This window comes from Sphingomonas sp. 179-I 2A4 NHS, assembly GCF_045369135.1.
Lineage (GTDB): Bacteria > Pseudomonadota > Alphaproteobacteria > Sphingomonadales > Sphingomonadaceae > Sphingomonas.
In genome coordinates this window covers 58,877-82,611 of record NZ_JBIQFL010000006.1, presented here as the reverse complement: position 1 = coordinate 82,611, position 23,735 = coordinate 58,877, and the positions used below count along the sequence as shown (strand labels likewise).

Genomic DNA, 23,735 nt, shown 5'->3' with positions numbered 1-23,735 from the left:
GCCCCGCCCCCATGTGCTTCATCGGCGCGGCCGGATTACATAACTGACAGACGTGCCACTGGCTTTGCTCTTTCTTGCTCCTTTCGTGCCGGCAGAAGAGGCGATGGTAGCCCCTGCCGAGCCTGCGGACATCCCCGCCCCGATCCGCGCCATGCTGGAAGCGGCGATCGCGTCCGGCAACGAAGGCGAGGTGACAACGATCGTCAAATACGCGCGCACTGCTGACCCGGCGAGCGGCGATGCCGTGCTTCGCATCGCGAACGACTGGCGCAGCGCCCGCGCGCGTGAGCGGCAGACGCGGATCCAGCGGGCCGGGCTTCTCGATCTGTGGAGCGGGCGTGCGGAGGTGGGCGGCTTCATCAACACCGGCAATTCCGAAACGGCCGGGGTGATCGGCATCCTCGATCTGACGCGTGAAGGGCTGGACTGGCGCCACAAGCTGCGCGCGCAGGGCGACTATCAGCGCAGCCTTGGCGTCACGACGCGCGAGCAGTATCTCTTCGCTTACGAGCCCAACTGGAAGATCGATGCGCGTCGTTACGTCTACGGCGCGGCGCAGTTCGAGAGCGATCGCTTCCTGGGCTACAACCAGCGCTATTCGGCGTCGGCGGGTGCCGGATACAGCCCCATCAAGACATCAGCGGTGTCGCTGAATTTGGAGCTTGGGCCGGCCTTCCGGCATACGGAATTCACTGACGACACTGTCGAAAGCAGCCTCGCGGCGCGTGGCAACCTCGACCTCGACCTGAAACTGTCGCCTGGGCTGACGTTCACGCAGGATGCGTCTGCCTATCTGCAGCGGTACAATTCCACCGTCAGCAGTTCGACTGCGCTGGCGGCACGGCTGATCGGGCCGCTGTCGGCACGGGTGAGCTATACCGTGCAATATGAAAGCATGCCGCCGCTTGGCCGGGTGTCGACTGACACCACCAGCCGCGCCTCGCTCGTCTACACGTTCTGAACGCGTGGCGCTGCGCCTCAGCGCAGCGCGCCGGCCAGCAGCTTGTGCAGCTTGGAATGAAGCCCGTCATTTGCGGCGAGGAACTCGTTGCGCTCGAGCGCACGGTCACCGCCGCGGAAATCGGTGACGAAACCGCCCGCTTCCTTCACCAGCAGCATGCCGGCAGCGACATCCCAGATCTTTAGATCCGATTCCCAGTAACCGTCGAACCGGCCCGCGGCGACCCACGCGAGATCCAGCGCAGCGGAGCCGAGGCGCCGGATACCGGCAACCTGCGGCGCGATCGAGCCGAAGATGCGGGTCCACTGCGCGAAGTCGCCATGGCCCATGAATGGAATGCCGGTGGCAATCAGCGACTCGGTCAGCTCGCGGCGCGAGGACACGCGCAGACGCTGGTCCTGCAGCCAGGCGCCGCGGCCCTTCTCGGCCCAGAAGCTCTCGTCGGTGAGCGGCTGATAGATCAGCGCGGTCGTGATCTCGCGCTTGCCGCTGGGCATCGGCTCCTCGACGGCGATCGACATCGCGAAGTGCGGGATGCCGTGGAGGAAGTTCGACGTGCCATCGAGCGGATCGATGATGAAGCGCGGCTTGGACGGATCGCCGGCGACTTCGCCGCGCTCCTCCATGATGAAGCCCCAGTCCGGCCGTGCCTTGGACAGTTCCTCGTAGAGCGTCTGTTCGGCGCGGCGATCGGCCATCGACACGAAATCGGCCGGACCCTTGCGGCTGACCTGGAGGTGCTGGACCTCGTTGAAGTCGCGGCGCAGGCGCGGCGCTGCCTTGCGGGCGGCGCGCTCGATGACGGTGAAGAGGCCGGAATGGGCTGGCATTTTCTTGAAACCTTATCCCCTTCGGATCGCCAAAGGGGTTGGGTGGAAGGGCGACGAAACGGTTCGCCTGGATCGGGCACCCGCCGGAGCACTGGCCCTCCCCTGCCCCTCCAGCAGGAGGAACGAGCTTAGTCCGCGCGGCGGACGTACGTCTGTTCGTAAACGTCGACAACGATGCGGGTTCCGCTGCCGATGTGCGGCGGCACCATGACGCGCACGCCATTGTCGAGGATCGCGGGCTTATAGCTGGACGAGGCGGTCTGCCCCTTCACCACGGCATCGGCCTCAACGATCGTCGCCTCGATCGTATCGGGCAGCTGAACGCTGATCGCTTCCTCGTCATAGAGCTCCATGACGACGTCCATCCCATCCTGCAGGAACGCGGCGGCATCGCCCAGAAGATCGCGCGGCAGCGTAACCTGATCGTAGGTTTCCTTGTCCATGAACACGAGGTTCTCGCCCTCGGCGAACAGGAACTGGAAGTCCTTGGTGTCGAGGCGGACGCGCTCCACCGTCTCGGCCGAGCGGAAGCGGACATTGTTCTTGCGACCATCGCGCAGGTTCTTGAGTTCGACCTGCATATAGGCGCCGCCCTTGCCGGGCTGGGTGTGCTGGATCTTCACCGCACGCCAGATACCACCTTCATATTCGATGATGTTGCCGGGACGGATGTCCACGCCGCTGATCTTCATATTTGTACCTGCTGGAAAGAGCGTTGGGCGCGTCTAACGATCATGGCCCTTCCCGGCAAGCAGTGGGTAAGGGTTCACCGGCTGGCCTTCGTGCCACTGATCGCCAGGCGCCATGCGGCTGACCCCGAAGTGAAGGTGCGTGTTGCCCGCGCCTGCGTTGCCGGTGTCACCGACAAAGCCCAGCAGCGTGCCTGGCCTAACGATCAGCCCTTCATGCATCCCGGGCGCGTAGCCGGCGAGGTGCGCATAATAATAGCTCCAGCGACGGTCGGGGGAGCGGACGTAGAGCGTCGTGCCGCCGGCGTCACTCTGGAACAGCTTCTCCACCTGGCCGGCCGCCGCGGCGCGGACAGGCGTGCCGGCCGGGGACATGATGTCGATCGCCTCGTGCGTCCGGCTACCGCCTGCGCGGCTGTCTCCCCAGGTGTCGCTCAGCCGATCGGCAGAGACGCCAGCGACCGGGATCGCCAGAGCGCCGGTCGTTGCCGGCGGCTCGATCACCGTTTCGGCCGCTGGGGCGACGGTGCGCGGGCGGGAGGGGCCGAAGGACAGCATCGAGGCGAAGGCGATCGCCGCCAGGACGATAAGCGCGAGGATCGATCCGCCGAGCCTCGTCATCTCACGCCTGGAAGATCACCGGCGTGCCGGACTTCACCATCAGCGCGACTCGCGCGGCATCCCAGTTGGTGAGGCGCACGCAGCCATTGCTTTCGGTGCGGCCGATCTTCTCCGGATCCGGCGTGCCGTGGATCCCGTAATGCTCCCGGCTGAGATCGATCCAGACTACACCGACCGGATTGTTCGGGCCGGGCGGGATGATCTGCGGCTTCTTGTCGTTACTGACCTTCTTCAGGATCTTGGGGTTCATCTTCCAATCGGGATTGGGAGAGACGTGGAGCACCTTCCAGTTGCCGAGCGGCAGCGGATCGCTGGAGGACCCGATCGTGGCGCTGTACTGGCCGATAAGCTGGCCGCCATCGTTATAGACGCGCAGCACCTTGTCCGACTTGTCGACGACGATCTTCGCGGCCTGCGGCACGGCTGCATCCACGTTGAGCTGAGCGAGCGTCTGGCGCCATGTGGGCGTCGCATCGGACGGATAGTCGCGCGAGGTGGGCAGCGCGTTCGGGAGCACGATCTTCTGCCCGGGCGCGAGACGGATACCGGCCGGGTTCAGCTCCTGGATGACGGCCGGCGTGGTGTGGAACATCTCGGCCAGCTTCTCCATCGGGCTGGTGTAGGCCATTCCATCGAGCTTCGCCTGATCGGCGTAGTCCTTGGGGATCGACTGGATGAACGGGCCCTGGAGGACGCGCTGGTCGAGCGTCATCGTCACCGTCGGACGGGCAGCACGGTACGGATAGAGCGCCCGGAGCGTCGCCGCATCGGCCTTGCCGGTGATCGGCAGACCGCGGGACTGCTGGAAGCCCTTCAGCGCGTTGACCAGCGAGATGCCGCCCCGGCCGTCGAGCACGCCGGGGCCGAACCCGAGCTTGTCGAGGATCACCTGAACATGAAGCGTCGAGCGATCGAGGGGCGGCTTGGTTGCCGTTGCTGCCGCCGCTGGCCGGGCCTGCTGGGCACTGACCCCGGCCGCGGCACCGGCGAGACCGAGGGAGAGGATGGCGGCGGCGGCAATTGGCTTCATCGTTGATCCTCACTGATACGCTGCGCCAGACAACGGCTTGATCGGCCGGTTGTTTCCACAGCGTATCGAGGGATCTTCAGCGAAGGACCTCCTGGAAGGCGCGGACGGCTGCTGCTTCATCGCCGCCCCACACGGCATGGCTGACGGCGAGGAAATCCGCGCCAGCGGCGACCAACGGGGGCGCGTTCGCCGGCGTGATCCCGCCGATGGCAACGCAAGGCAGCTCGAACACGGTGGACCACCAGGAAAGGATCACTGGTTCGGGGTGATGCTTCACCTCCTTCGTGGTGGTCGGATAGAAGCTGCCGAAGGCGACATAATCGGCGCCCGCCTCACCCGCCTCCATCGCGAGGTGCCGGCTGTCGTGACAGGTGACACCGATCTGCACCTCCGGACCGAGCACGGCGCGCGCCTCGCGCGGATCGCCATCCTCCTGGCCGAGGTGCACGCCATCCGCACCGAGCCGCTTGGCCAGCGAGATGCTGTCGTTGACGATGAACGCCACCTCCCGGTCGGCGCAGATGCGCTGCAGCGGCTCCGCAAGCGCGGCCGCCTCATGCTGGTTCACGTCCTTCACCCGGAACTGGAAAGCGGCGACCGGGCCGGCGTCGAGCGCGCGCGCCAGTCGATCGGGGAACGTGCCCGACACGTCGACCGGCGAGATCAGGTAGAGCTGACACGGCGGCCGGTTCAGGTCGCGCGTGAAAGCGGCAGCGAATTCAGGGTCGAGAGGCCCGAGAGGATCGTCGATCATGCGCATTGCGGTAGCGACAGGAACCGGCGCGTGGAAGCGCCCACATGCAGCGCGAATGTTGAGGAAGTTGAGGCTCTGGCGCGTTTTTGGCGACCTGCGAATGTTGAGGAAGTTGAGGCGCTGGCGCTTTTTTTTGCGCCCTGTGAATGTTGAGGAGGCCGAGGCGCTGGCCCAGCCCCCGAGGTGGTGCCGGCAAGGAGGTTCAGGGAAGGCCATGGCGCGATTGTGCCAGCCGTGGCAGATGTAGGACAGCGCTTCCGGCAGCGCGGCAGCTCCGCGGGACAAACGGTTGCAACCGAACGGCTTTGTCGTTCGTCCTGTCCTGAGTAGCTTGGTTGCGGAGGAGCATGTTGATGACCGCAAGACTGCTCCTGCTGATGGGGCCAGCCATGGTGCTGGCGGCATGCAGCACCCCGAACGTGCCAATGGCCGCCACCGCGCCGCAACCGCGGAGCATCGGCACTCCTCCGCCGCGCAGTGCCGCAACCGGCCTTTCCGCGATGATGGCCGCGGCAGCGACCGCGACCAACCCCTATGTCGGCGGCGCGAAGATGATGGGCACGCGCACGATCGCGGATAATTGCGCGGCGGCACCCAATCTTCGCCAGCTGGCGCGCGCCCTTAATGCAGGGGGCGGCCGTGCTGCGCTGTCGTCGGCGGGGCCGATCACGGTGTTCGCGCCGTCCGACGAAGCGTTCGGCCGACTCGCGCCCGGAGCGGTCGACCAGCTGCTGGCGCCGGCCAATCGCGCGGCCCTGGCAAAGGTGCTGAACTATCACGTCGTGCCCGGCGCGATCACGCTCGCCGACCTGCGCGCGCGGATCGATGCGGGTGGCGGACGGACGCAGCTGACGACGCTGGATGGCGAACCTCTGCTGGCCGCGCGTGACGGGGACGCCATCGCGCTGACCGACGTCAATGGCAACAAGAGCTATGTCGAGACGCCCGATGTCCAGCAGGTCAACGGCGTGATCCATGTGGTGAACGGGTTGCTGGTGCCGCGGCTGGGCTGAATGCCCGCCGATTGGTGAGTAGCAGCGCTAGGCTTTCTGATCCCAGCGGCTGGCGGCCGCATCGTCGGTGGTACGTGGCTCGACCCAGCGGCGCTCGCTCCCTACCGTTTCCCGCTTCCAGAACGGCGCGTCGGTCTTCAGTCGGTCGATGAGATACGCGCAAGCGTCTAGCGCGGCGCCGCGGTGATCGGCGCAGGCAGCGACGAACACGATGCGTTCGCCCGGCTGCATCGGCCCGACCCGGTGGACGATCGTTGCGGCATGAAGCGACCAGCGCGCGATCGCCTCCTCCGCCAGCTTTCCGAGCGCGGCCTCGGTGGCGCCGGGATAATGTTCGAGATGAAGCTCGCTGACGCCATCGTCGGCGCGGACCAGGCCGGTGAACGTGGCGACTGCCCCGCCCTGCTCCGCCGACACCATCTCCGCCGCGACGTCAATCGGATCGGACGAGACGAGGACGCGGATCATCCGCCCGTCACCGGCGGGAAGATCGCGATCTCGCGTGCGCCGGCGATCGGCGTGTCGAGCGGGACGAAGGACTGGTCGATTGCGGCACGCAGGCGGGCAGGATCGGCGAACGCCTCGGCATGGCCACTGCTTCGGCCGGCGAGCCAATCGACCAGATCAGCGACGGTGGTGACGCCGTCAGGCGGCGAAACCTCCTCCTCCGCGGTACCGACCCGTTCGCGGACCCAGGCGAAATAGACCAGCCGCATGGTCAATCCATGTGCTTCAGGCCGACGCGCAGATAATCCCAGCCAGTGATGACGGTGAGCCCGGCCGCCCCCCACAGGCAGGCGAGGCCGACGACGCGGATCCACTCGACCGCGGGCAAGGCGCCGGCGAGGATCAGCGCGCCGAACGCGACGAGCTGAAGCGTCGTCTTCCACTTGGCGAGGCGCGAGACGGGAAGCGACACCTGCAGCCCGGCAAGGAATTCGCGCAGGCCCGAGACGGCGATCTCGCGCAGCAGGATGATGAGCGCGGCGATGATGTGAACGCCGTTGATGACGGCGATATCGTCGTGCCGCGTTCCGACCAGCATCAGGATCACCGCGGCGACCATGATCTTGTCCGCGATGGGATCGAGGAACACCCCGAGCTTGGACACCGTGCCCTGCGCGCGGGCGAGATAGCCGTCGAAATAATCAGTGATGCCCATCAGGCAGTAGAGCGCGAACGCAATGCCGAAGCCGAATTCCCACCGCGGCCACCACAGGAAGGCGACCAGCGCCGGGACCGCGACGATCCGGGACAGCGACAGCAGGTTCGGAAGGGTCAGCACGACAGATGACTTAGCCCGCCGGGCGGCGCGCGCAACCCCGGCGGCGCGATGCCCGCGGGGTTGGCATCGCATACGGGCACAAGCTATGTGCGCCGCAACTCTGCCACTGTCGGGCGATTTTCCGTTATGATCAACGCCCTCGGGCTTCTGAAGCGACGGCGTTTCCTGCCGCTTTTTACCACCCAGTTCCTCGGCGCATTCAACGACAATCTGTTCAAGACGGCCATGGTGCTGTTCGCGACCTATGAGATCTTCGCGGACCCGCAGCAGGAGAGCTTCTTCAATGCGCTGGCCGCGGCACTGTTCATCCTGCCCTTCTTTTTGCTGTCGGCACTTGCCGGGCAGCTGGCGGATTCGAACGACAAGGCCAAGATCATCCGCATCGTGAAGATCGCGGAGTTCGCGATCATGGCGCTTGGCTGCGGCGGGCTGCTGCTCGCCCGAGCGGGACAAGTGACGCTGCCTGTCGTCATGATGCTGGGCGCGGTCGTCGGCCTTGGTATCCACTCCACCTTCTTCGGCCCGATCAAATACGCCATCCTGCCGCAGCATCTGGAAGAGGAGGACGTGCTTGGCGGCACCGGCCTGGTGGAAGCCGGCACCTATCTGTCGATCCTGCTCGGCACGATCATGGCGGGGTTCATCTATCACTCGATCCCGCTCGTCACCGGCGTGCTCTTCACCGTCGCGGTGCTCGGCTACATTACGGCGCGGATGGTGCCTCCGGCCCCGCCGCTCGGGCCGCCGCTGAAGCTTGACCTCAACCCCTTCCGCGCCTCGTGGAAGCTGATCAGCGCGACCATGCATATCCCGCGGCTGTTCCTGGCGATCTGCGCGATCAGCTTCTTCTGGACGATCGGATCGGTGCTGGTGGTGATCTTCCCGCCGCTGGTGAAGAACGTGCTGACCGCCGATGCGAGCGTCGCGAGCCTGGTGCTGGGCATCTTCTCGATCGGCGTCGCGATCGGATCGGTTGTCATCAACCTGATGCTGCGCGGGCATATCTCGGCGCGCTATTCGCCCGCCTCGGTGATCGCGATGGGCGTGGCGGTGGTCGGCTTCTGGTTCGTCGTGACCGGCTGGGAGGCGGCGCCAGCGGGGACGCTGTACGACATCCCGGCCTTTGTCACGCATCCCGGCGCGCCGCTGGTGCTCCTGGCGCTGCTGTTCGTGGCGATCTTCGGCGGGATGTTCGTGGTGCCGCTGTACGCGTTCCTGACCACCACGGTGACCAAGGACCAGACGGCGCGCACCGTGGCGGCGAACAATGTGGTGAACGCCGGCGCGATGACGATCGGGTCGGTTTCGGTTGCGGCGATCACCGCGCTTGGCGCGACCCCGACCCAGCTACTGCTGGTGGTCGCGGGCATGTGCCTCGTCTCGGCGTGGATCGCACAGCGGCTTCACCGCGCGTGCGATTGAGCGGGGCTTACATGGCCCCGGTCACATGATGAGCGTGTAGAAGCAGACGAAAAAGGCGGTGAAGCTGAGGACGAAGAGCTTGAGATCCTGATCGTCCTCGCGCGCCTGGCGCTTTGCGGGCGCGGGCGGCGGCAGGGAGCGACGCAGGGGATGACGGGCGGCTTCGTTCGTGGTCACGAGCGTTCGGTTCATGGTGACCGCGTTAACGATTTGTTTACCAATTCGCCCAGTGGCTTTGTGCCAGCGGCTGTCCGACGATGGTACAGCCGGCGCGGTCGACCGGAGCAATAGGGAGAGAAGAATGCCGCTATACGAGTTCCGCGGGCAGCGCCCGACCTGCCACGAGAGCGCCTGGGTGGCGCCGAGCGCCGATATCGTGGGCGACGTGCGGCTGGCGGAGGATACGAGCGTCTGGTTCGGGGCGGTGATCCGCGGCGACAACACGACGATCCCGATCGGCGAGCGCAGCAACGTGCAGGAAGGCGCGATGCTTCACTCGGACCCCGGCTCACCGCTTTCGGTGGGCGAGGATTGCACGATCGGCCATCACGCCATCCTGCACGGCTGCACCATCGGCAACCGGGTGTTGATCGGCATGGGCGCGACCGTGCTGAACAATGCGGTGATCCCGGACGATTGCATCGTCGGCGCCAACGCGCTGGTCACCGAGGGGAAGACCTTTCCCGCCGGCAGCCTGATCGTCGGCAGCCCGGCGCGCGCGGTGCGGGAGCTGGACGAGCGCGCGATCGCCGGGCTGAAGGTGTCAGCGGCGCATTATGTGGAGAATGCGCGCGCCGCCGCGGCCGGGCTGAAGCGGATCGATTGAGCCGCGACGGCGCAGGCGCGTTCAGCGCGCGCTGAGCAGGATGCCGGACGCGGACTGCGAATCCGCAAGCAGGGCGGTGCGCTGCGTTGCGGCGGCGGCCACCGTTTCGACGACGCAGTCCCGGATCAGGCGACGCTGATGGGGTTCGTACGGCATCGGCGCTGCGCACACTTCCCTGGCGGCGCGGTGAAGCCGCCGGTCGAGCCGCGCCAGGCCGTCCTGCGTGCCGAGCGCCAGATCCGCTGTGGAAACCACCCGTTGGAACGGCGCCGCATCAGCCGATTGAGCGTAAGCAGAAGGCGCAGCGAGATACCCCGCGGCAACCGCCGCGAGCGGAAGCAGGATCTTCATGTCGGACACTCCGTCTGGTCGGAAGAACAGCTAGCAGCTGCCCATGACCCCAATATAACGACGCGTTTCGGCGGCAACGAACACTGTTCCTGGCAGGCCGTTCTGCGATAATGCAGAACGAATGGAAGATTGGGACGACCTCCGGCACTTCCTGGCCGTGGCGCAGACCGGCAGTACGCTGGCTGCCGCGCGCACGTTACGCGTCAGCCAGACGACCTGTGCCCGTCGGGTCGCGGCGCTCGAGGCGCGCCTTGGCCTGCGCCTGTTCGAGCGGCGGCAGGCGGGATATCTGCTGACCCCCGACGGCGACGCACTGCTGGAGAGCGCAAAGCGAGCGGCGGATGCGGTGGAGGCGTTTGCCAAGGAGGCGGAAGCGCGGGCGCGGGCGAACCGCAGCGTCGTCCGCCTCACGGCATCCGAGATATTCGCGGTCACGGTGCTGTCTCCAGTCCTGCGCGAGTTCCATGATGCGCATCCCGATATCCGGATCGAACTTGATACCTCCGACCAAGTGCGGGACCTCGCGGCTGGTGCCGCGGACATCGCGGTGCGAATCGCGGAGACGCCGAGCGGCGCCGGGCTGGTCGGTCGCCGCATCGCGGACGACGAATGGGGGATCTACTGCAGCCGCGGGTTCGCCGAGGCGAATGGCGTACCCCGATCGATCCGCGAGATGCACGGCCGCCCGATCATCGGCGGCGGCGAGGAAGGCGTATGGCGTGCATACGGCGAGTATCTGCGCCGGACCGGCCTGGTCGATTCGATGGTGATGCAGCACAATACGTCCCTGGGGCTGCTCGCGGCGGTGCGCGCCGGAATGGGGTTCTCCGCCCTCCCACGCCTCGTCGCCGATCGCGAGCCGGACCTGTTCTTCTGCTTCCCCACGCCAAGGGCGCCGCGCGGCATGTGGCTGTTGATCCACGAGCGGCTGCGCCACGAGCCGCGGATACGCACAGTTGCCGACTTCCTCTACGACCGGCTGTTCACGCTGACGCACCCTGCTGGACAGGCCGTTTCTGCGCCGACATAATAAAACTTATGTCAGTTCCTGCGATCCTTTCCCGCCTGCGCCTGCCGATCATCGGCTCGCCGCTGTTCATCATTTCCGGGCCCGATCTGGTGATCGCCCAGTGCAAGGCGGGGATCGTCGGATCCTTTCCGGCGCTCAATGCGCGCCCGCAGGGGCTGCTCGACGAGTGGCTGCACCGGATCACGGAGGAGTTGGCCGCACACAACCGCGACAACCCCGACCGGCCCGCCGCACCGTTCGCGGTGAACCAGATCGTCCACAAGTCGAACGATCGCCTCGAGGCCGATCTTGCCACGTGCGAGAAGTGGCAGGTGCCCATCACGATCACCTCGCTCGGCGCCCGCGAAGAGCTGAACCAGGCGGTGCACAATTGGGGCGGCATCACGCTGCATGACGTGATCGACGACCGCTTCGCCCGCAAGGCCGTGGAAAAGGGTGCGGACGGCCTCATCCCCGTTGCCGCCGGCGCGGGCGGCCATGCGGGCCGCCTCTCGCCGTTCGCGCTGGTGAGCGAGATCCGCCAGTGGTTCGATGGCCCGGTCGCACTGTCCGGTTCGATCGCGACCGGTGACGCGGTGCTGGCGGCGCAGGCGATGGGCGCCGACTTCGCCTATATCGGCTCGCCGTTCATCGCGACCGTCGAGGCGAATGCCGACGAGGGCTACAAGAACGGCATCGTCGAGGGCCGCGCGTCCGATATCGTCTATTCGAACCTCTTCACCGGGGTGCACGGCAACTACCTGCGCGGCTCGATCGAGCGTGCGGGGCTGGACCCGGACAATCTGCCCGAAGGCGATTACAAGACGATGAACTTCGGCCAGAATTCGAACGGCGAGCCGGCCAAGGCCAAGGCGTGGCGCGACATCTGGGGTTCGGGCCAGGGCATCGGCGCGGTCCAGAAAGTGGAAACCGTCGCCGAGCGGATCGACCGGATGGAGAAGGAATATCTGGCGGCGAAGGCGCGCCTCGCGCTGGTTGCGGCCTGACCTTCCCCGTCAGGGGCCGGCGATTGGCGCCGGCCCACACTGCTGGGGCAGCCTTTTAGAAGAAGAACAGTTGTACCCCGGACCATGTCCCGGGTAACCGGTTCTGACAAACGCCGGTGATGCCGGCGATCTCGTCAGGCCTCTTCGCCGCCCTCGCCCTCAGCGGGCCGATGGAAATAGGCTTCGACCGGGCCGGTCAGCTTTATCGTCAGCGGGCGGCCGTGGCGGTCCACCTTCTTGCCCAGTGCGACGCGGATCCAGCCTTCCGAGATCGAATATTCCTCGACGTCGGTGCGCTCGGCACCCTTGAAGCGGATGCCGATGCCGCGCTCCAGCACGGACTGGTCGAAATGCGGGCTGGACGGGTCGATCGAGAGACGGTCTGGCGGAGTATCGGTCATGGCCGGCGCGCCTAACCGATCACCGCGCGCAGCCCAAGAAAAAAGCGGCGCGGAGACCCAAGTCCCCGCGCTGCCCCTGCGTGACACGCAATATGATCAGCGGCAGACGCGCACCGGCACCCGGCCACCGTAATACGGATCCCAGCGCCACTGGCGGAAGCACCGCGGGCGATAGTTGTAGCGATAGTCATTGTAATAATAGCGCGGACGGGGACCCCAACCGCCGCGATAATAGCCGTCATAGCCGTCGTAATACGGGCCACGGTTGTTCTGCGACGCGATGGCCGCGCCCAGGCCAAGGCCGATCACGCCGCCGATGATGGCGCCGGTTGCGGCATCGTTGCCCCGATCATAATGACGGTGCCAGCGCTGCGCATCGGCAGGCGCTGCCGCTACCAGAGCACTCGCCGCCATTGCAGCACCGAGGCCCGCCTTCTTGAAAAATCCACTCATCTCGAACCTCCTCAAACTAAACGCTCGGTCCGCCTCGAAGATGATAACGCGCGAGCCTGCGAGCGTGTTTCGGTGATATGCGCGAGTCGGGCTGAACCCGTTCGGAATGTGGCGTTCACAAGAGGTTTAGGAAGATTTTGATGAGGTATTGGTTGTTGCGTTCAGAGCCTGATGTTTACGGCTGGGATCATCTGGTGCGGGATGGCGAGACCGAGTGGGACGGCGTTCGCAACTATACCGCGCGCAACTTCCTGAAGGAAATGGAGCCTGGCGATCAGGCGATCTTTTATCATTCGAACAAAGAAAAGGCTGCGGTCGGAACGATGGAAATCGTCCGCGCTTGGCGGCCCGATGGCGAAAAGGGCGACTGGGCATCGGTGGCGGTGAAGCCGCTGCAGAAGCTGCCCGCGCCGGTGCCGCTGGCGACGATGAAGAGCGATCCCCGCCTCGCCTCGCTTGAGGTGCTTCGCCAGAGCCGCCTCTCCGTGACGCCGGTGCGCGACGAGGAATGGAAGGTGCTGATGGAACTGGGCGGGCTCGGCTGAGCCCCGCCCTGCCCCTCCTGTCTCAGAATTCGCGGATCGCGCGGAGCCCGGCGGTCGGGCGCGCGCGCCGCTCGCGCAGCTTCTCGACGCCGATCGAGAATTGCACGTTGGCGGCATGGGAAATCCGCCGGTGGACCTGGGGGCTCAGCTTCACGCTGCGTTCCGCGCCGCCAGCGACGTTGAGTTCCGCCCCGACGATCGTTCCGGGTTTCGCATCGTAGAACAATGCGTGGTTCAGCAGCAGGGCGTTGCTGCCGTGCCCTCCGCCCGGCCGAATGTCGTCAAGCCCGATCATGTTCATCGTGCTCCAGCGATCGTTGAAGCGGTGCCCGGCCATGTAGAGCAGCGTGTTGGTGTAGCGGCCGCTCTCGCGGTGATAGATGCCGAGATACTGCAAGCCGTGCGCGCTGCGGCCATCCGCCGAGGCGCCCAGCGTCGATTGCAGGCCAAGCTTGTATGCGGCGAGGTGACGTCCATCAAACGGCAGTTCGAACTCGATCGCATGGCCATCGGCATAGGCATATTCGATTTCGGGAGCCCATTCCGTCTTCGACGCGCGGAAGGGAGAGCCGGTCTGTGCCAGCACGTTGACTTCAAGCTCGCCGCGCTTCGCTCCCAATGGGCGAACCATGTCGAAGATCATCGGCTCGGCGATCGAGGGATAGGTTTCCGCATGAGCGGAGCCGGCGATCAGCGCGAACGGCAACAGGGCGCGAAGCATGCGCATGAAGTCTCCCGATGTTCATGGTCGAACCGGGTTACCGAGGGGGCAAGCCCCACTCCAGTTTCAAAGCGTTGCGGCCGGCCCACGCCGTAACGCTACGGCGCGGCGGGCTTGCGACGATTGGATCGCCGCTTCCAGCACCGCCATGACTTCCAGTGCCTGCCGAGCCGGGACGGGGTTCTCCCCCTCCCCGCGGGTGGCGGCGACGAGGCCGCGGTATAAGCCGCGCTGATCACCGCTGATGGCGGGAAGCGGGCGGCTTCCCTCCGCAGCGTGAATGATGATCGGGTCAGCGTCCTCGCCCCAGCCGGGCGCACCGGGAAGAACGCCGGCCAGCAGTTGACCCTCCTGCGGGTCGCCAAGTTGCTTGACGAGGCTGCCGCCGGTGCCGTGGACGGTGAACCGCGCACTGCCGCCCGCGACGAGCATGCTGGCGTGAAGGATCACGCGCTTGTCGGGGTAGATGAGGACAACGTGCGCCCAATCGTCCGCCTGACCGCCGGGGCGTAACGTGGCGATGTTCGCCTCCACCGCCTGTGGCAGGTCGAACAGCTGGAGTGCCTGGTCGATGAGATGCGGCCCGAGATCGTACCAGATGCCGCCGCCAGGCACCGCGCGCTCACGCCAGCGATCTCGCACCATGGGGCGGAAGCGATCGAAATGGCTTTCGAAGTGGACCACCTGACCGATGGCGCCGCGCTCGATCGTCGCCTTCACCGACAGGAAGTCGCTGTCCCAGCGGCGGTTATGGAATACGGTCAGCAGACGGTCGGCACGCGTCGCGGCATCGACCACCTCGCGGGCCTCGTCGAGCGACAAAGCAAAGGGCTTTTCGACGACGACATGCTTGCCGGCGGCAAGCGCCTGAAGCGCGAGCGGAGCGTGACTGTCATTGGGGCTGGCGACGATGACGACCTCAATATCGTCGCGCGCGATCAGGGCGTCCGCGGTGTCGAGCACCGCCACATCACCAAGCGCCGCCCGAACGTCATCGGGGCGGGAGGATGCGACCGCAGCGAGGGTGATGCCGTCGGTCGCGGCGATCAGCGGGGCGTGAAAAACGCGCCCCGCGTAACCAAAGCCGATCAGGCCGGCCCGGATGGGTGCGGCGCTGATCGGCATTGTCATCAGGCCGCTTCAGCCGAACGCTTCTGGCGCTTGCGCTCGTGCGGATCGAGGAAGCGCTTGCGCAGGCGGATCGTCTTCGGCGTCACCTCGACCATCTCGTCGTCGTCGATGTAGGCGATCGCCTGTTCCAGCGTCATCTTCTTCGGCGGGGTGAGGCGGATCGCATCGTCCTTTCCGCCCGAAGCACGGAAGTTCGTCAGCTGCTTCGCCTTCATCGGATTGACCTCAAGGTCATCCGTCTTGGCGTTCTCGCCGATGATCATGCCCTCGTAGAGCGCCTCGCCGTGGCCCACGAACAGGATGCCGCGATCCTCGAGCGGGCCGAGTGCATAAGCCTGGGCCTCGCCCGCGCCGTTCGAGATGAGGACGCCGTTCTTCCGGCCCTCGATCGGGCCCTTGTAGGGGCCATACTTCTCGAACAGGCGGTTCATGATGCCGGTGCCGCGCGTGTCCGACAGGAACTCGCCGTGGTAGCCGATCATGCCACGCGACGGCGCGGAGAAGGTGATGCGCGTCTTGCCGCCGCCCGACGGGCGCATGTCGGTCAGCTCTGCCTTGCGCAGGTTCATCTTTTCAACGACCGTGCCCGAGTACTCCTCGTCGACGTCGATGATGACGGTCTCGTACGGTTCGGTGCGCTTGCCGTTCTCGTCCTCACGATACAGCACGCGCGGGCGGCTGATGCCGAGCTCGAAGCCCTCGCGGCGCATCGTCTCGATCAGAACGCCCAGCTGAAGCTCGCCGCGGCCGGCGACTTCGAAGCTGTCACGGTCGGCCGATTCGGTCACCTTGATGGCGACGTTCGATTCGGCTTCGCGGAACAGACGGTCGCGGATCATGCGGCTCGTCACCTTGCTGCCTTCGCGGCCAGCCATCGGCGAATCGTTCACGGCGAAGCGCATCGACAGCGTGGGCGGATCGATCGGCTGTGCCTGGATCGGCTCGGTGACCGTGATGTCAGCAATCGTGTTCGACACGGTCGCGACGGTGAGACCTGCGAGACTGATGATGTCGCCGGCGCGTGCCTCTTCGGTCGGCACGCGTTCCAGGCCCTGGAAGGTCATGATCTTCGACGCGCGGCCGGTTTCGATCACCTTGCCATCCATGTCGAGCGCGTGGATCGGCTGGTTGACCTTCACCGTGCCCGAGGTGACCCGGCCGGTGAGCACGCGGCCAAGGAAGTTGTCACGATCGAGCAGCGTCACCAGGAAGGTGAACGGCGCATCGACGTCGAGCGCCGGCGGCGGCACGTGATCGACGATCTTCTGGAACAGCGGGGTCAGCGTACCTTCGCGGCGCGACGGATCCTCGCTGGCATAGCCGTTACGGCCCGACGCATAGAGCACCGGGAAATCGAGCTGCTCGTCGGTCGCGTCGAGGCTGACGAAGAGGTCGAACACCTCGTCCAGCACTTCCTGGATGCGCTCGTCCGGACGGTCGACCTTGTTGACGACCACGATCGGACGAAGGCCAAGGGCGAGTGCCTTGCCAGTCACGAACTTCGTCTGCGGCATCGCGCCTTCCGACGAATCGACCAGCAGGATCACGCCGTCGACCATCGAGAGGATACGCTCCACCTCACCGCCGAAGTCGGCGTGGCCGGGCGTGTCGACGATGTTGATGCGCACGCCTTCCCACTCGATCGACGTCGGCTTGGCGAGAATGGTGATCCCGCGCTCCTTCTCGAGATCGTTCGAATCCATCGCGCGCTCTTCGATGCGCTGATTTTCTCGGAAGGTGCCGGATTGGCGGAAAAGCTGGTCAACGAGAGTGGTTTTGCCATGATCGACGTGCGCGATGATGGCGATATTGCGCAACTGCATCGGAATTCCTGGAATGGCCGCGGCCCTCGCGGCGTTCGGGCGCCGTTAGCCTATTTGCTGCGCTGCGGCTAGAGCCGGCGAATAAACCAGGCAGAAGAACCTGTCTTCCGCCCGGGATATCCCGTGATCAGGCCGTCATTCAGAAGCGGCCATACAGCTCGATGCCATAAAAGCGCGGCTCACCGGCAATATAGGTGGGCGTGCCGAACGTACCGCCAGTATTGCCGGCATCGATCAGGTAGCGTTCGTTGGCGAGGTTCCGAGCGAAGCCGCCGATGCGATAGCGACCGTCAGCAAACTCGATGCCGGCGCGCAAGTTGACGAGCGCATAGCCATCCTGGCTGATCCCCTCCCGGTTCGGCAATTCGAAGAAGACCTTGCTCTGATAGCTGATCGATGGCGTTGCATAGACGCTGATGCCGTCACGCAGCGGCAGGCGGAGGGTCGCGCCGCCCGCGGCGATGATCTCCGGCTGGAGGCGGAAGCGGTTGCCGGCGAAGGCGTTGGTGCCACCACCGGGCAGCGGCTTGTCGCTGATCCCACCGTCGATGTATCCGAAGCTGCCGAAGACGCTGAGGAAGCTGGTCAGACGCCAGGTGCCTTCGAGCTCAACGCCGAGGTTGTTCGCGGTGCCGGCGCTTTGCGTCGTGACGCGGCCGGTGGGGTCGGTGACGCTGACCTGGAAATCGTCATAGGTCTGGTAGAAGACCGACAGCGTGCCCGAGAGCGTGCGGCTGCCCGTCTTGATGCCGGCTTCGTAGTTCCAGACGGTTTCCTCCGGCACGATCTGAAGCGCGGGAATCGCGCCGGCCGGGCCGGCGGCGGAGCCGAGTTGCACCACCGGCGAGCGGCGGCCCTTGCTGACTGTGGCGAAGACGTTGAGGTCGTCGGTCACACGGTACAGCGCGTTCACGCGGGGGAGCACCGCGGCGAAGCTGCGCTCCGCTTGGAACTTCGCGCCGCCGGTGCCGACCGTGCCGAGCAGGCTGGTGCGCACGCCGAGCGGGGCTAGCAGCACCGAATTGGGCTGGATCGCACTGTAGCCGGATTGGCGGTCCTCGATCAGCACGCGCGCGCCGGCCGTCACCTCAAGCGCGTCGGTCGGAATCCAGGTGGCGTCGGCGAACACCGAATAGGTGTCGTTGTTGCCGTAATTGGTGAATTCCGACGCATAGGGCACCACCGTCGCGGCGCCGCGCGACAGGATCTGCGTGGCGCGCGCGGCGAGAACCGTACCGTTGGGCGCGATGCAATTGGTACCCGTCGGCAGGCCGGCGGCGTTAAGCGCGGCGCGCACCTCCGCATAAGGTGCGGCGATCGAACAGGCGATGTACGTCCCCTCCTCGGTCGAGAAGGGCACGCGCTGATAGCCGTTTTCAAAAAACGCGTTCCAGCCGAACGAGGCGCGGTAGCGCTCGCCGGTGAAGTTGAAGCGTCCTTCGTGGCTCCATTGGTCACCCTTCGCATCTTCCGCGAATTCGAGGTACCAGGCCGGGCCGCCATCGGCGTCGAACGTCTCCAGCGCGTTGAAGCGGCGATAGCCGTTGACGGTGGTGAAGGTGACGCCGGGCGCGACATCGACGTTCACGGTCAGGTTCGCGTCATAGACGTCGCGGTCGAGGCCGAGCTTGCGCTTGCCGAGCACCTCCTGGCTGAACGGTGATCCGGAAAGCTCTGCGTAGCCGAAGTCGCCGGTCTGCCCGCCGGTGGGCGCGAACACGCGGCTCTTGAAGGCCGTCCCGAGATTGCGCTGCCCGTCATAGGTGAGGACGAGATCGGCGGTGACCGCGTCGGACGGCGTCCAGCGAAGCGAGCCGCGGATGCCGCGCTGATCCTGGCCGTTCAGATCGTCCTGATCGACCCTGCCCTGGTTCTGGTTCGGCACATCCGGATCGCCGGCGATGTTGCGGACATAGCCGTCGCGATATTTGTAGGCGAAGGCCAGGCGCGCGGCGAGCGTATCGTTGCCGGCATTGAGAAAGCCCGACACCTGCGTGCGGTCATAATTGCCGTAGCTCGCCAACAATTCACCCGAGAAGCCGGGCTGCGGCTTGGCCGACACGATGCTGACCGCGCCGATCGCGGCGGCGGTGCCGAACAGCGTCGCCTGCGGGCCCTTCACCACTTCCAGCCGCTCGAGATCGAACAGGTCCTGGTACGCCCCGCGCGAACGGCTGATGTCGACGCCGTTGTAATAAAGCGTGACCCGCGCGCCCTGCTGCGAGGAGCCGGAATCCGACGTGATGCCCCGGATCACGAAGCCGGGGTTGTTGGCGCTCTGCTCCTGCACGCGCAGGCCGGGGACGAACAGCGCCACTTCGGACAGCGAATTGACGCCGATCTCGCGCATCCGCTCCTGCGTGACCGCGGTGACGGCGAGCGGCACGTCCTCGATCCTCTGCTCCACCTTCTGCGCGGTGACGACGATCTCCGCATCATCCGCCGGCACCTGCGTCTGGGCGAGCGCGGCCGTGGAAGAGCAGGCGAGCAGCGTCGCAACGACGCCGCCCGAGAAGGCGCGGTTCATGATATTCCCCCGAATGTTCTGGCTGTGGTGAGCGGCCGCTACGTCCGGCAGGTGGCACCTTCGTTACCGTTCCGTGCCAATCCCGCGACAGGGAGCGAAACCGCCCGGCCTTTGCGCGCGTTTACTGAGCGTCTTATATCACTGATACACTTGAACGAGGCACCGTCTGCCGCCATCGTGGTGGTGACGCTGGAGGATATTTATGGCGACGACCCCCGAGACGATCACCGCTACCGAGCCGGCGCTGAAGCTGACGCCGCCCGATCCGGTGCCCCCGGTGGCCGCGGAGAAGGCCGCTGGCCTGGTGCCGGTCGACGATAGCGTGAAATCCAAGCTGGAAGAACGCGCGGATTACGCCGTGCAGCAGCTGATGGAGCGCGACGCGAACAGCCCCGAATTCGGCAAGGTGGTGGACGCGATCACCAACATGGGCGCGAAGGAAATCCGCGACGCCGCGGGACAGTCCAACCGCTTCCTCGATCGCCCGGTGCGCGCGATGGATCAGGAGACTGGCGTGGGCAAGGATCTCGCCCAGCTGCGCCGCGTGGTGGAGGATCTCGATCCCGGCAAGCGCGGCAATTTGACAGCGCCGCAGAAGCTGTTCGGCCTGATCCCGTTCGGCAACAAGGCGCGCAATTACTTCGACAGCTACAAATCCAGCCAGACGCACATCGCCTCGATCCTGAAGAGCCTCGCTTCCGGCAAGGACGAGCTGCTGATGGACAACGCCTCGATCGATACCGAGCGGGCCAACCTGTGGACCGCGATGGGCAAGCTTGAACAGATGATCCAGATGTCCCGGATGCTGGACCAGAAGCTGGAGGACAAGGCGAACGAGCTCGATGCGACGGACCCCGCCAAGGCCAAGGCGATCCGCGAGAGCGCGCTGTTCTACGCCCGCCAGCGCACGCAGGATCTGCTGACGCAGATGGCGGTGACGGTGCAGGGTTATCTGGCGCTCGATCTGGTCAAGAAGAACAATGTCGAGCTGATCAAGGGCGTCGATCGCGCATCCACCACCACGGTCGCCGCGCTGCGCACCGCGGTGACGGTGGCGCAGGCAATGACCAACCAGAAGCTGGTGCTGGAGCAGATCACGCAGCTTAACACTACGACCGCGAACATCATCGATTCGACCGGCAAGCTGCTGCGCGACAATACCGCGCGCATTCATGAACAGGCCGCCTCCTCGGCGATCCCGCTCGAGACGCTGCAGCGCGCGTTCCAGAATATCTACGAGACGATGGACGCGATCGACACGTTCAAGCTGAAGGCGCTCGATTCGATGAAGTCGACCGTTGATACGCTGTCGAACGAGGTCGAGAAGTCGCGCGGTTACATCGCCCGGGCAGAAGGCGCGGCGCAGAACCGGCTCGGCTCCTCGCCGGAGACGTTCAAGCTGGAGGCGCTGTGACCTCGTACGAGACCAATGACGCGATCGCCGGCGCGCGCCAGGCGCTCGATCGCGTGCGCCTGCAGTCGTTCGAAGGCATGTCGAGCGCGGTACAGCGGCGCCCGCGGCGCGGCGGACGAAGCGTCGCCAAGCGTGCAGCCGCGATCGGTGCGGCCAATGCCGCGATCCTGATCGCGGCGGCAGTGATCGGGCTGGCCGTGGTGCCGCTGGGCATCTTCGGCGCGCTGGCGGTGCTGATGGTGATGACGGCCGTCACGCTCGCGATCGCGTTCGCACCCGGGCCGCGCCCGGTGACGGTGGAGAAGCTGGCGCGCAGTGACATCAAGGCGCTGCCGACGCAGACGACGCGCTGGCTCGACGCACAGCGCCCCGCCCTGCCCGCTCCGGCCGTGCAGGTGGCGGATCGGATCGGCCTGCGCCTCGATACGCTGGGCAAGCAGCTGCAGACGGTGGGTGACGACACGCCGGCAGCCGCCGACATCCGCCGGCTGGTGGGTGAGCAGCTGCCCGATTTCGTGCGCGATTATCAGCGCGTGCCGCTGGAACTGCGCGGGACCGAGCGCAACGGCAAGACGCCCGATCGCCAGCTGGTCGAGGGGCTGGAGCTGATCGAGCGCGAGATTGGGCAGATGACCGAGGAACTGGCACGGGGCGACCTCGACTCTCTGGAAACCCGCGGCCGCTTCCTCGAGATGAAGTATCGCGACGGTGATCCGGCCTGATCAAGGGGCTGCTAAGCCAAGATCATTAAACGACGCGACATCGTCATATGAATAAGGTAGCGGATGCGGCATGAACGACCGCGTCCGCATCTTCGAAGGCATCCACAACTTCCGCGACTATGGCGGTTACGCCGGGCGCGAGGGGCGGCTGAAATCAGGCGTTTTGTGGCGTTCCGGGCAGCATGGCGGCGCCACGCCGAACGATCTGGCGAAGGTGTCGGAGCTGCGCATCGCGACGGTGGTTGACCTGCGCGGCGACAGCGAACGGCAGATGATGCCATGCCTGCGCCACGACGATTTCGACGGTCTGGTGCTGTTCGCACCGGGCGAGACGGCAGGATCGGAACTCGCGCCGCACGAGGAAGCCGGGCGTGGCATCACGACGGCGGACGAAGCACGGGCGGCGATGACCCGGCTGTATGTGAACATGCCGTTCCGCGACGTGCTGGTGCGCTCACTGACGCTGTATTTCGAGGCGCTGGCGACGCGCGACGGGGCGAGCCTGCTGCACTGCCTCGCGGGGAAGGACCGGACGGGCCTCGCCGCCGCGCTGCTCCACCGGCTGCTCGGCGTTCACGAAGACGATGTGATGGCGGATTACCTGCTGACCAATGCGGCAGGTGACCAGAAGCGGCGCATCGCCGCGGCCGGTGATTCGATCCGCGAACGCTATGGCGCGCAGATCACCGACGAAGCGATCGAGACGTTGATGGGCGTGGATCCCATGTATCTCGAGGCGGCGACCCGCTCGATCAACGAACGCTTCGGCGGTACCGAGCGCTATGCCGAGGAAGTGCTGGGGGTGAACGCGGCACGGCGCGAGGCACTGCGCGACCGGCTGATCGCCTGACCGCGTGATCGTCTGACCGGCTGCCTCAGCCGGTCGCCATGCCCCAGAGCATCCAGCCGTTCAGCGCGACGATCACGGCAGCGATGAACCACGCGATCACAAGCAGCCAGCGCGGGGCGGCCATGTCGCCCATCACCCCGCGGCTGCCGGTGAAGGCGACGAGCGGCAGCACGGCGAAGGGCAGCTGAAGGCTCAGCACCACTTGGCTCAGCACCAGCAACTGCGTGGCGCCAGAATCGCCGGCGATGGCGACGCCGATCACCGCCGGGATGATCGCCAGCCCACGGGTGATGAGGCGGCGCAGCCACATCGGGAGGCGCAGATCGAGGAAGCCCTCCATCACGATCTGCCCAGCAAGCGTACCCGTGACAGTGGAATTCTGGCCGCTGGCAAGCAGCGCGATCGCGAATACGGCGCTTGCCGCCCCGACGCCCAGCATCGGCGCGAGCAGTTGATGCGCTTCCTCGATCTCGGCCACCTCGGTGCGGCCGGCGACATGGAAGGTCGCAGCGGCGAGGACGAGGATGGCCGCATTGATGAAGAAGGCCAAGCCGAGGCTCACCGTCGAATCGATCGTCGCCATCTTCAGCGCGTCGCGCTTCTTCTCCTGTCCGGCGCCGACGGCCCGCGTCTGCACGATCGCGGAGTGGAGGTAGAGGTTATGCGGCATCACCGTCGCGCCGAGAATGCCGATCGCGATGTAGAGCATCAGCGGGTTGCTGACGATCTCGGTCGACGGGATGAGGCCAGCGGCTGCGGCGCCCCAATCAGGGCCGGCCCAGGCAAGCTCTAGCGCGAAGCAGCCAGCGATGACGATGAGCAGCGCCGCGACGAAGGCTTCCAGGCGGCGGAAGCCGTAGCGCTGCAGCGCGAGGATCAGGAACACGTCCACGGCGGTGACGCAGACGCCGGCGACAAGTGGCAGCCCGAACAGGAGCTTCAACGCGATGGCCGTGCCCAGCACCTCGGCAAGGTCGCAGGCGATGATCGCGATCTCGCACAGCACCCACAGCACCAGCGAAACAGGCCGCGAGTAATGCCGGCGACACGCCTGGGCGAGATCGATCCCGGCCCCGATGCCCAGCCGCGCCGACAGTGCCTGAAGCACGATCGCCATCAGGTTCGACAGCAGGATGACGCTGAGCAGCGTATAGCCGAAGGCCGAGCCGCCGGCGATGTCAGTCGCCCAGTTGCCCGGATCCATATAGCCGACCGCAACCAGCCAGCCGGGGCCGGCAAACGCGAAAAGCCGGCGCCAGAACCCTGCCCCTTCCGGAACGCGGATCGACGAATGGACTTCCGGCAGCGATCGCATCAGCTCTGCGGCAGGCGGCGGTGTCATCCGCGCTG

27 protein-coding genes are annotated in these 23,735 nt (G+C 66.0%); 10 read left to right on the top strand and 17 right to left on the bottom strand.

Features of this window, described 5'->3' with window-relative positions:
• Positions 1-103 precede the first annotated feature (103 nt).
• Entirely contained in the window at positions 104-961 is an 858-nt protein-coding gene (locus ACH0CP_RS12095; RefSeq protein ID WP_406889179.1) for a YdiY family protein, read from the top strand.
• Positions 962-978: 17 nt separating this feature from the next.
• Here ACH0CP_RS12095 and ACH0CP_RS12090 read toward each other — a convergent pair whose 3' ends face one another.
• From ACH0CP_RS12090 to thiE, 5 genes are all read right to left on the bottom strand, one after another.
• Complete coding sequence (locus tag ACH0CP_RS12090; RefSeq protein WP_294441565.1) at positions 979-1,791, bottom strand: inositol monophosphatase family protein; 813 nt, start codon at positions 1,789-1,791, stop codon at positions 979-981.
• Positions 1,792-1,919: 128 nt separating this feature from the next.
• The gene (efp, locus tag ACH0CP_RS12085) at positions 1,920-2,483 is read right to left on the bottom strand and encodes an elongation factor P (RefSeq protein ID WP_294441566.1); all 564 of its coding nucleotides are present in this window, start codon (positions 2,481-2,483) and stop codon (positions 1,920-1,922) included.
• Between the two features lie 33 nt (positions 2,484-2,516).
• The gene (locus ACH0CP_RS12080; RefSeq protein WP_406889177.1) at positions 2,517-3,101 is read right to left on the bottom strand and encodes a M23 family metallopeptidase; all 585 of its coding nucleotides are present in this window, start codon (positions 3,099-3,101) and stop codon (positions 2,517-2,519) included.
• A gap of 1 nt (position 3,102) precedes the next feature.
• Positions 3,103-4,131 carry a L,D-transpeptidase gene (locus tag ACH0CP_RS12075; RefSeq protein WP_406889174.1) on the bottom strand — a complete coding sequence of 343 codons (1,029 nt, stop codon included), beginning with the start codon at positions 4,129-4,131 and terminating at the stop codon, positions 3,103-3,105.
• Positions 4,132-4,207: 76 nt separating this feature from the next.
• Positions 4,208-4,891, bottom strand: a complete 684-nt coding sequence (gene thiE / locus ACH0CP_RS12070; protein ID WP_406889172.1) for a thiamine phosphate synthase — start codon at positions 4,889-4,891, stop codon at positions 4,208-4,210.
• Between the two features lie 347 nt (positions 4,892-5,238).
• On the opposite strand from thiE, the gene ACH0CP_RS12065 reads away from it, so the two are divergent.
• Complete coding sequence (locus ACH0CP_RS12065; protein ID WP_406889170.1) at positions 5,239-5,898, top strand: fasciclin domain-containing protein; 660 nt, start codon at positions 5,239-5,241, stop codon at positions 5,896-5,898.
• Between the two features lie 27 nt (positions 5,899-5,925).
• Here ACH0CP_RS12065 and ACH0CP_RS12060 read toward each other — a convergent pair whose 3' ends face one another.
• Genes ACH0CP_RS12060 through pgsA form a run of 3 tightly spaced genes read right to left on the bottom strand, consistent with a single transcriptional unit; the run spans position 5,926 to position 7,183 of the window.
• On the bottom strand, positions 5,926-6,366 hold the full coding sequence (locus ACH0CP_RS12060; RefSeq protein WP_406889168.1) for a molybdenum cofactor biosynthesis protein MoaE: 441 nt from the start codon (positions 6,364-6,366) through the stop codon (positions 5,926-5,928).
• Positions 6,363-6,614: a molybdopterin converting factor subunit 1 gene (gene moaD, locus ACH0CP_RS12055; RefSeq protein WP_294441572.1), complete on the bottom strand. Its 252-nt coding sequence runs from the start codon at positions 6,612-6,614 to the stop codon at positions 6,363-6,365. Before moaD ends, ACH0CP_RS12060 begins: the two co-directional genes overlap by 4 nt.
• 2 nt (positions 6,615-6,616) lie before the next feature.
• Entirely contained in the window at positions 6,617-7,183 is a 567-nt protein-coding gene (gene pgsA / locus ACH0CP_RS12050; protein ID WP_294441574.1) for a CDP-diacylglycerol--glycerol-3-phosphate 3-phosphatidyltransferase, read from the bottom strand.
• A 126-nt stretch (positions 7,184-7,309) separates the two neighbouring features.
• Here pgsA and ACH0CP_RS12045 point away from each other — a divergent pair, with 126 nt between their 5' ends.
• Positions 7,310-8,605 (top strand): MFS transporter, encoded by a 1,296-nt coding sequence (locus ACH0CP_RS12045; protein WP_294441575.1) that lies wholly within the window; start codon positions 7,310-7,312, stop codon positions 8,603-8,605.
• A gap of 21 nt (positions 8,606-8,626) precedes the next feature.
• On the opposite strand, the gene ACH0CP_RS12040 is transcribed toward ACH0CP_RS12045, so the two are convergent.
• Positions 8,627-8,797, bottom strand: coding sequence for a hypothetical protein (locus tag ACH0CP_RS12040; RefSeq protein ID WP_294441576.1), 171 nt, complete (start codon positions 8,795-8,797; stop codon positions 8,627-8,629).
• Between the two features lie 109 nt (positions 8,798-8,906).
• On the opposite strand from ACH0CP_RS12040, the gene ACH0CP_RS12035 reads away from it, so the two are divergent.
• A complete protein-coding gene (locus tag ACH0CP_RS12035; RefSeq protein ID WP_294441577.1) occupies positions 8,907-9,431 on the top strand; it encodes a gamma carbonic anhydrase family protein in 525 nt (174 codons plus the stop codon).
• A 21-nt stretch (positions 9,432-9,452) separates the two neighbouring features.
• Here the strand turns inward: ACH0CP_RS12035 and ACH0CP_RS12030 are convergent, their stop codons facing one another.
• Positions 9,453-9,782: a UrcA family protein gene (locus ACH0CP_RS12030; RefSeq protein WP_406889165.1), complete on the bottom strand. Its 330-nt coding sequence runs from the start codon at positions 9,780-9,782 to the stop codon at positions 9,453-9,455.
• Between the two features lie 121 nt (positions 9,783-9,903).
• On the opposite strand from ACH0CP_RS12030, the gene ACH0CP_RS12025 reads away from it, so the two are divergent.
• Positions 9,904-10,812 (top strand): LysR family transcriptional regulator, encoded by a 909-nt coding sequence (locus tag ACH0CP_RS12025; protein ID WP_406889163.1) that lies wholly within the window; start codon positions 9,904-9,906, stop codon positions 10,810-10,812.
• Between the two features lie 8 nt (positions 10,813-10,820).
• A complete protein-coding gene (locus ACH0CP_RS12020) occupies positions 10,821-11,798 on the top strand; it encodes a nitronate monooxygenase family protein (protein ID WP_294441580.1) in 978 nt (325 codons plus the stop codon).
• A 134-nt stretch (positions 11,799-11,932) separates the two neighbouring features.
• Here ACH0CP_RS12020 and ACH0CP_RS12015 read toward each other — a convergent pair whose 3' ends face one another.
• Together ACH0CP_RS12015 and ACH0CP_RS12010 are read right to left on the bottom strand one after the other, a co-directional pair.
• Complete coding sequence (locus ACH0CP_RS12015; RefSeq protein ID WP_294441581.1) at positions 11,933-12,199, bottom strand: DUF3297 family protein; 267 nt, start codon at positions 12,197-12,199, stop codon at positions 11,933-11,935.
• Positions 12,200-12,295: 96 nt separating this feature from the next.
• Positions 12,296-12,652, bottom strand: coding sequence for a hypothetical protein (locus ACH0CP_RS12010; protein WP_406889161.1), 357 nt, complete (start codon positions 12,650-12,652; stop codon positions 12,296-12,298).
• A 140-nt stretch (positions 12,653-12,792) separates the two neighbouring features.
• On the opposite strand from ACH0CP_RS12010, the gene ACH0CP_RS12005 reads away from it, so the two are divergent.
• Positions 12,793-13,197, top strand: coding sequence for an EVE domain-containing protein (locus ACH0CP_RS12005; RefSeq protein WP_294441584.1), 405 nt, complete (start codon positions 12,793-12,795; stop codon positions 13,195-13,197).
• Between the two features lie 22 nt (positions 13,198-13,219).
• Here ACH0CP_RS12005 and ACH0CP_RS12000 read toward each other — a convergent pair whose 3' ends face one another.
• The 4 genes from ACH0CP_RS12000 to ACH0CP_RS11985 form a co-directional block, all read right to left on the bottom strand.
• Positions 13,220-13,924 carry a hypothetical protein gene (locus tag ACH0CP_RS12000; protein ID WP_406889159.1) on the bottom strand — a complete coding sequence of 235 codons (705 nt, stop codon included), beginning with the start codon at positions 13,922-13,924 and terminating at the stop codon, positions 13,220-13,222.
• 60 nt (positions 13,925-13,984) lie between these two features.
• On the bottom strand, positions 13,985-15,049 hold the full coding sequence (locus ACH0CP_RS11995) for an oxidoreductase (protein ID WP_406889157.1): 1,065 nt from the start codon (positions 15,047-15,049) through the stop codon (positions 13,985-13,987).
• Positions 15,049-16,872 carry a translational GTPase TypA gene (typA, locus tag ACH0CP_RS11990; RefSeq protein ID WP_406889155.1) on the bottom strand — a complete coding sequence of 608 codons (1,824 nt, stop codon included), beginning with the start codon at positions 16,870-16,872 and terminating at the stop codon, positions 15,049-15,051. Before typA ends, ACH0CP_RS11995 begins: the two co-directional genes overlap by 1 nt.
• Before the next feature lie 139 nt (positions 16,873-17,011).
• On the bottom strand, positions 17,012-19,399 hold the full coding sequence (locus tag ACH0CP_RS11985) for a TonB-dependent receptor (RefSeq protein WP_406889152.1): 2,388 nt from the start codon (positions 19,397-19,399) through the stop codon (positions 17,012-17,014).
• 202 nt (positions 19,400-19,601) lie between these two features.
• On the opposite strand from ACH0CP_RS11985, the gene ACH0CP_RS11980 reads away from it, so the two are divergent.
• From ACH0CP_RS11980 to ACH0CP_RS11970, 3 genes are all read left to right on the top strand, one after another.
• Complete coding sequence (locus ACH0CP_RS11980) at positions 19,602-20,813, top strand: toxic anion resistance protein (RefSeq protein ID WP_294441590.1); 1,212 nt, start codon at positions 19,602-19,604, stop codon at positions 20,811-20,813.
• Positions 20,810-21,535: a hypothetical protein gene (locus tag ACH0CP_RS11975; RefSeq protein ID WP_294441591.1), complete on the top strand. Its 726-nt coding sequence runs from the start codon at positions 20,810-20,812 to the stop codon at positions 21,533-21,535. The genes ACH0CP_RS11980 and ACH0CP_RS11975 overlap by 4 nt, the downstream gene beginning before the upstream one ends.
• Before the next feature lie 70 nt (positions 21,536-21,605).
• Positions 21,606-22,385, top strand: a complete 780-nt coding sequence (locus ACH0CP_RS11970) for a tyrosine-protein phosphatase (protein WP_406889150.1) — start codon at positions 21,606-21,608, stop codon at positions 22,383-22,385.
• Positions 22,386-22,410: 25 nt separating this feature from the next.
• Here ACH0CP_RS11970 and ACH0CP_RS11965 read toward each other — a convergent pair whose 3' ends face one another.
• Positions 22,411-23,727: an Nramp family divalent metal transporter gene (locus ACH0CP_RS11965; protein WP_294441593.1), complete on the bottom strand. Its 1,317-nt coding sequence runs from the start codon at positions 23,725-23,727 to the stop codon at positions 22,411-22,413.
• Positions 23,728-23,735: the final 8 nt, after the last annotated feature.

Coding starts and splice junctions, on each gene's coding strand:
- ACH0CP_RS12095 (WP_406889179.1), top strand. CDS start 104: ATGGTAGCCCCTGCCGAGCCTGCGGACATCCCCGCCCCGATCCGCGCC.
- ACH0CP_RS12090 (WP_294441565.1), bottom strand. CDS start 1,791: ATGCCAGCCCATTCCGGCCTCTTCACCGTCATCGAGCGCGCCGCCCGC.
- efp (WP_294441566.1), bottom strand. CDS start 2,483: ATGAAGATCAGCGGCGTGGACATCCGTCCCGGCAACATCATCGAATAT.
- ACH0CP_RS12080 (WP_406889177.1), bottom strand. CDS start 3,101: ATGACGAGGCTCGGCGGATCGATCCTCGCGCTTATCGTCCTGGCGGCG.
- ACH0CP_RS12075 (WP_406889174.1), bottom strand. CDS start 4,131: ATGAAGCCAATTGCCGCCGCCGCCATCCTCTCCCTCGGTCTCGCCGGT.
- thiE (WP_406889172.1), bottom strand. CDS start 4,891: ATGCGCATGATCGACGATCCTCTCGGGCCTCTCGACCCTGAATTCGCT.
- ACH0CP_RS12065 (WP_406889170.1), top strand. CDS start 5,239: ATGACCGCAAGACTGCTCCTGCTGATGGGGCCAGCCATGGTGCTGGCG.
- ACH0CP_RS12060 (WP_406889168.1), bottom strand. CDS start 6,366: ATGATCCGCGTCCTCGTCTCGTCCGATCCGATTGACGTCGCGGCGGAG.
- moaD (WP_294441572.1), bottom strand. CDS start 6,614: ATGCGGCTGGTCTATTTCGCCTGGGTCCGCGAACGGGTCGGTACCGCG.
- ACH0CP_RS12045 (WP_294441575.1), top strand. CDS start 7,310: ATGATCAACGCCCTCGGGCTTCTGAAGCGACGGCGTTTCCTGCCGCTT.
- ACH0CP_RS12040 (WP_294441576.1), bottom strand. CDS start 8,797: ATGAACCGAACGCTCGTGACCACGAACGAAGCCGCCCGTCATCCCCTG.
- ACH0CP_RS12035 (WP_294441577.1), top strand. CDS start 8,907: ATGCCGCTATACGAGTTCCGCGGGCAGCGCCCGACCTGCCACGAGAGC.
- ACH0CP_RS12030 (WP_406889165.1), bottom strand. CDS start 9,782: ATGAAGATCCTGCTTCCGCTCGCGGCGGTTGCCGCGGGGTATCTCGCT.
- ACH0CP_RS12025 (WP_406889163.1), top strand. CDS start 9,904: ATGGAAGATTGGGACGACCTCCGGCACTTCCTGGCCGTGGCGCAGACC.
- ACH0CP_RS12020 (WP_294441580.1), top strand. CDS start 10,821: ATGTCAGTTCCTGCGATCCTTTCCCGCCTGCGCCTGCCGATCATCGGC.
- ACH0CP_RS12015 (WP_294441581.1), bottom strand. CDS start 12,199: ATGACCGATACTCCGCCAGACCGTCTCTCGATCGACCCGTCCAGCCCG.
- ACH0CP_RS12010 (WP_406889161.1), bottom strand. CDS start 12,652: ATGAGTGGATTTTTCAAGAAGGCGGGCCTCGGTGCTGCAATGGCGGCG.
- ACH0CP_RS12005 (WP_294441584.1), top strand. CDS start 12,793: ATGAGGTATTGGTTGTTGCGTTCAGAGCCTGATGTTTACGGCTGGGAT.
- ACH0CP_RS12000 (WP_406889159.1), bottom strand. CDS start 13,924: ATGCGCATGCTTCGCGCCCTGTTGCCGTTCGCGCTGATCGCCGGCTCC.
- ACH0CP_RS11995 (WP_406889157.1), bottom strand. CDS start 15,049: ATGACAATGCCGATCAGCGCCGCACCCATCCGGGCCGGCCTGATCGGC.
- typA (WP_406889155.1), bottom strand. CDS start 16,872: ATGCAGTTGCGCAATATCGCCATCATCGCGCACGTCGATCATGGCAAA.
- ACH0CP_RS11985 (WP_406889152.1), bottom strand. CDS start 19,399: ATGAACCGCGCCTTCTCGGGCGGCGTCGTTGCGACGCTGCTCGCCTGC.
- ACH0CP_RS11980 (WP_294441590.1), top strand. CDS start 19,602: ATGGCGACGACCCCCGAGACGATCACCGCTACCGAGCCGGCGCTGAAG.
- ACH0CP_RS11970 (WP_406889150.1), top strand. CDS start 21,606: ATGAACGACCGCGTCCGCATCTTCGAAGGCATCCACAACTTCCGCGAC.
- ACH0CP_RS11965 (WP_294441593.1), bottom strand. CDS start 23,727: ATGACACCGCCGCCTGCCGCAGAGCTGATGCGATCGCTGCCGGAAGTC.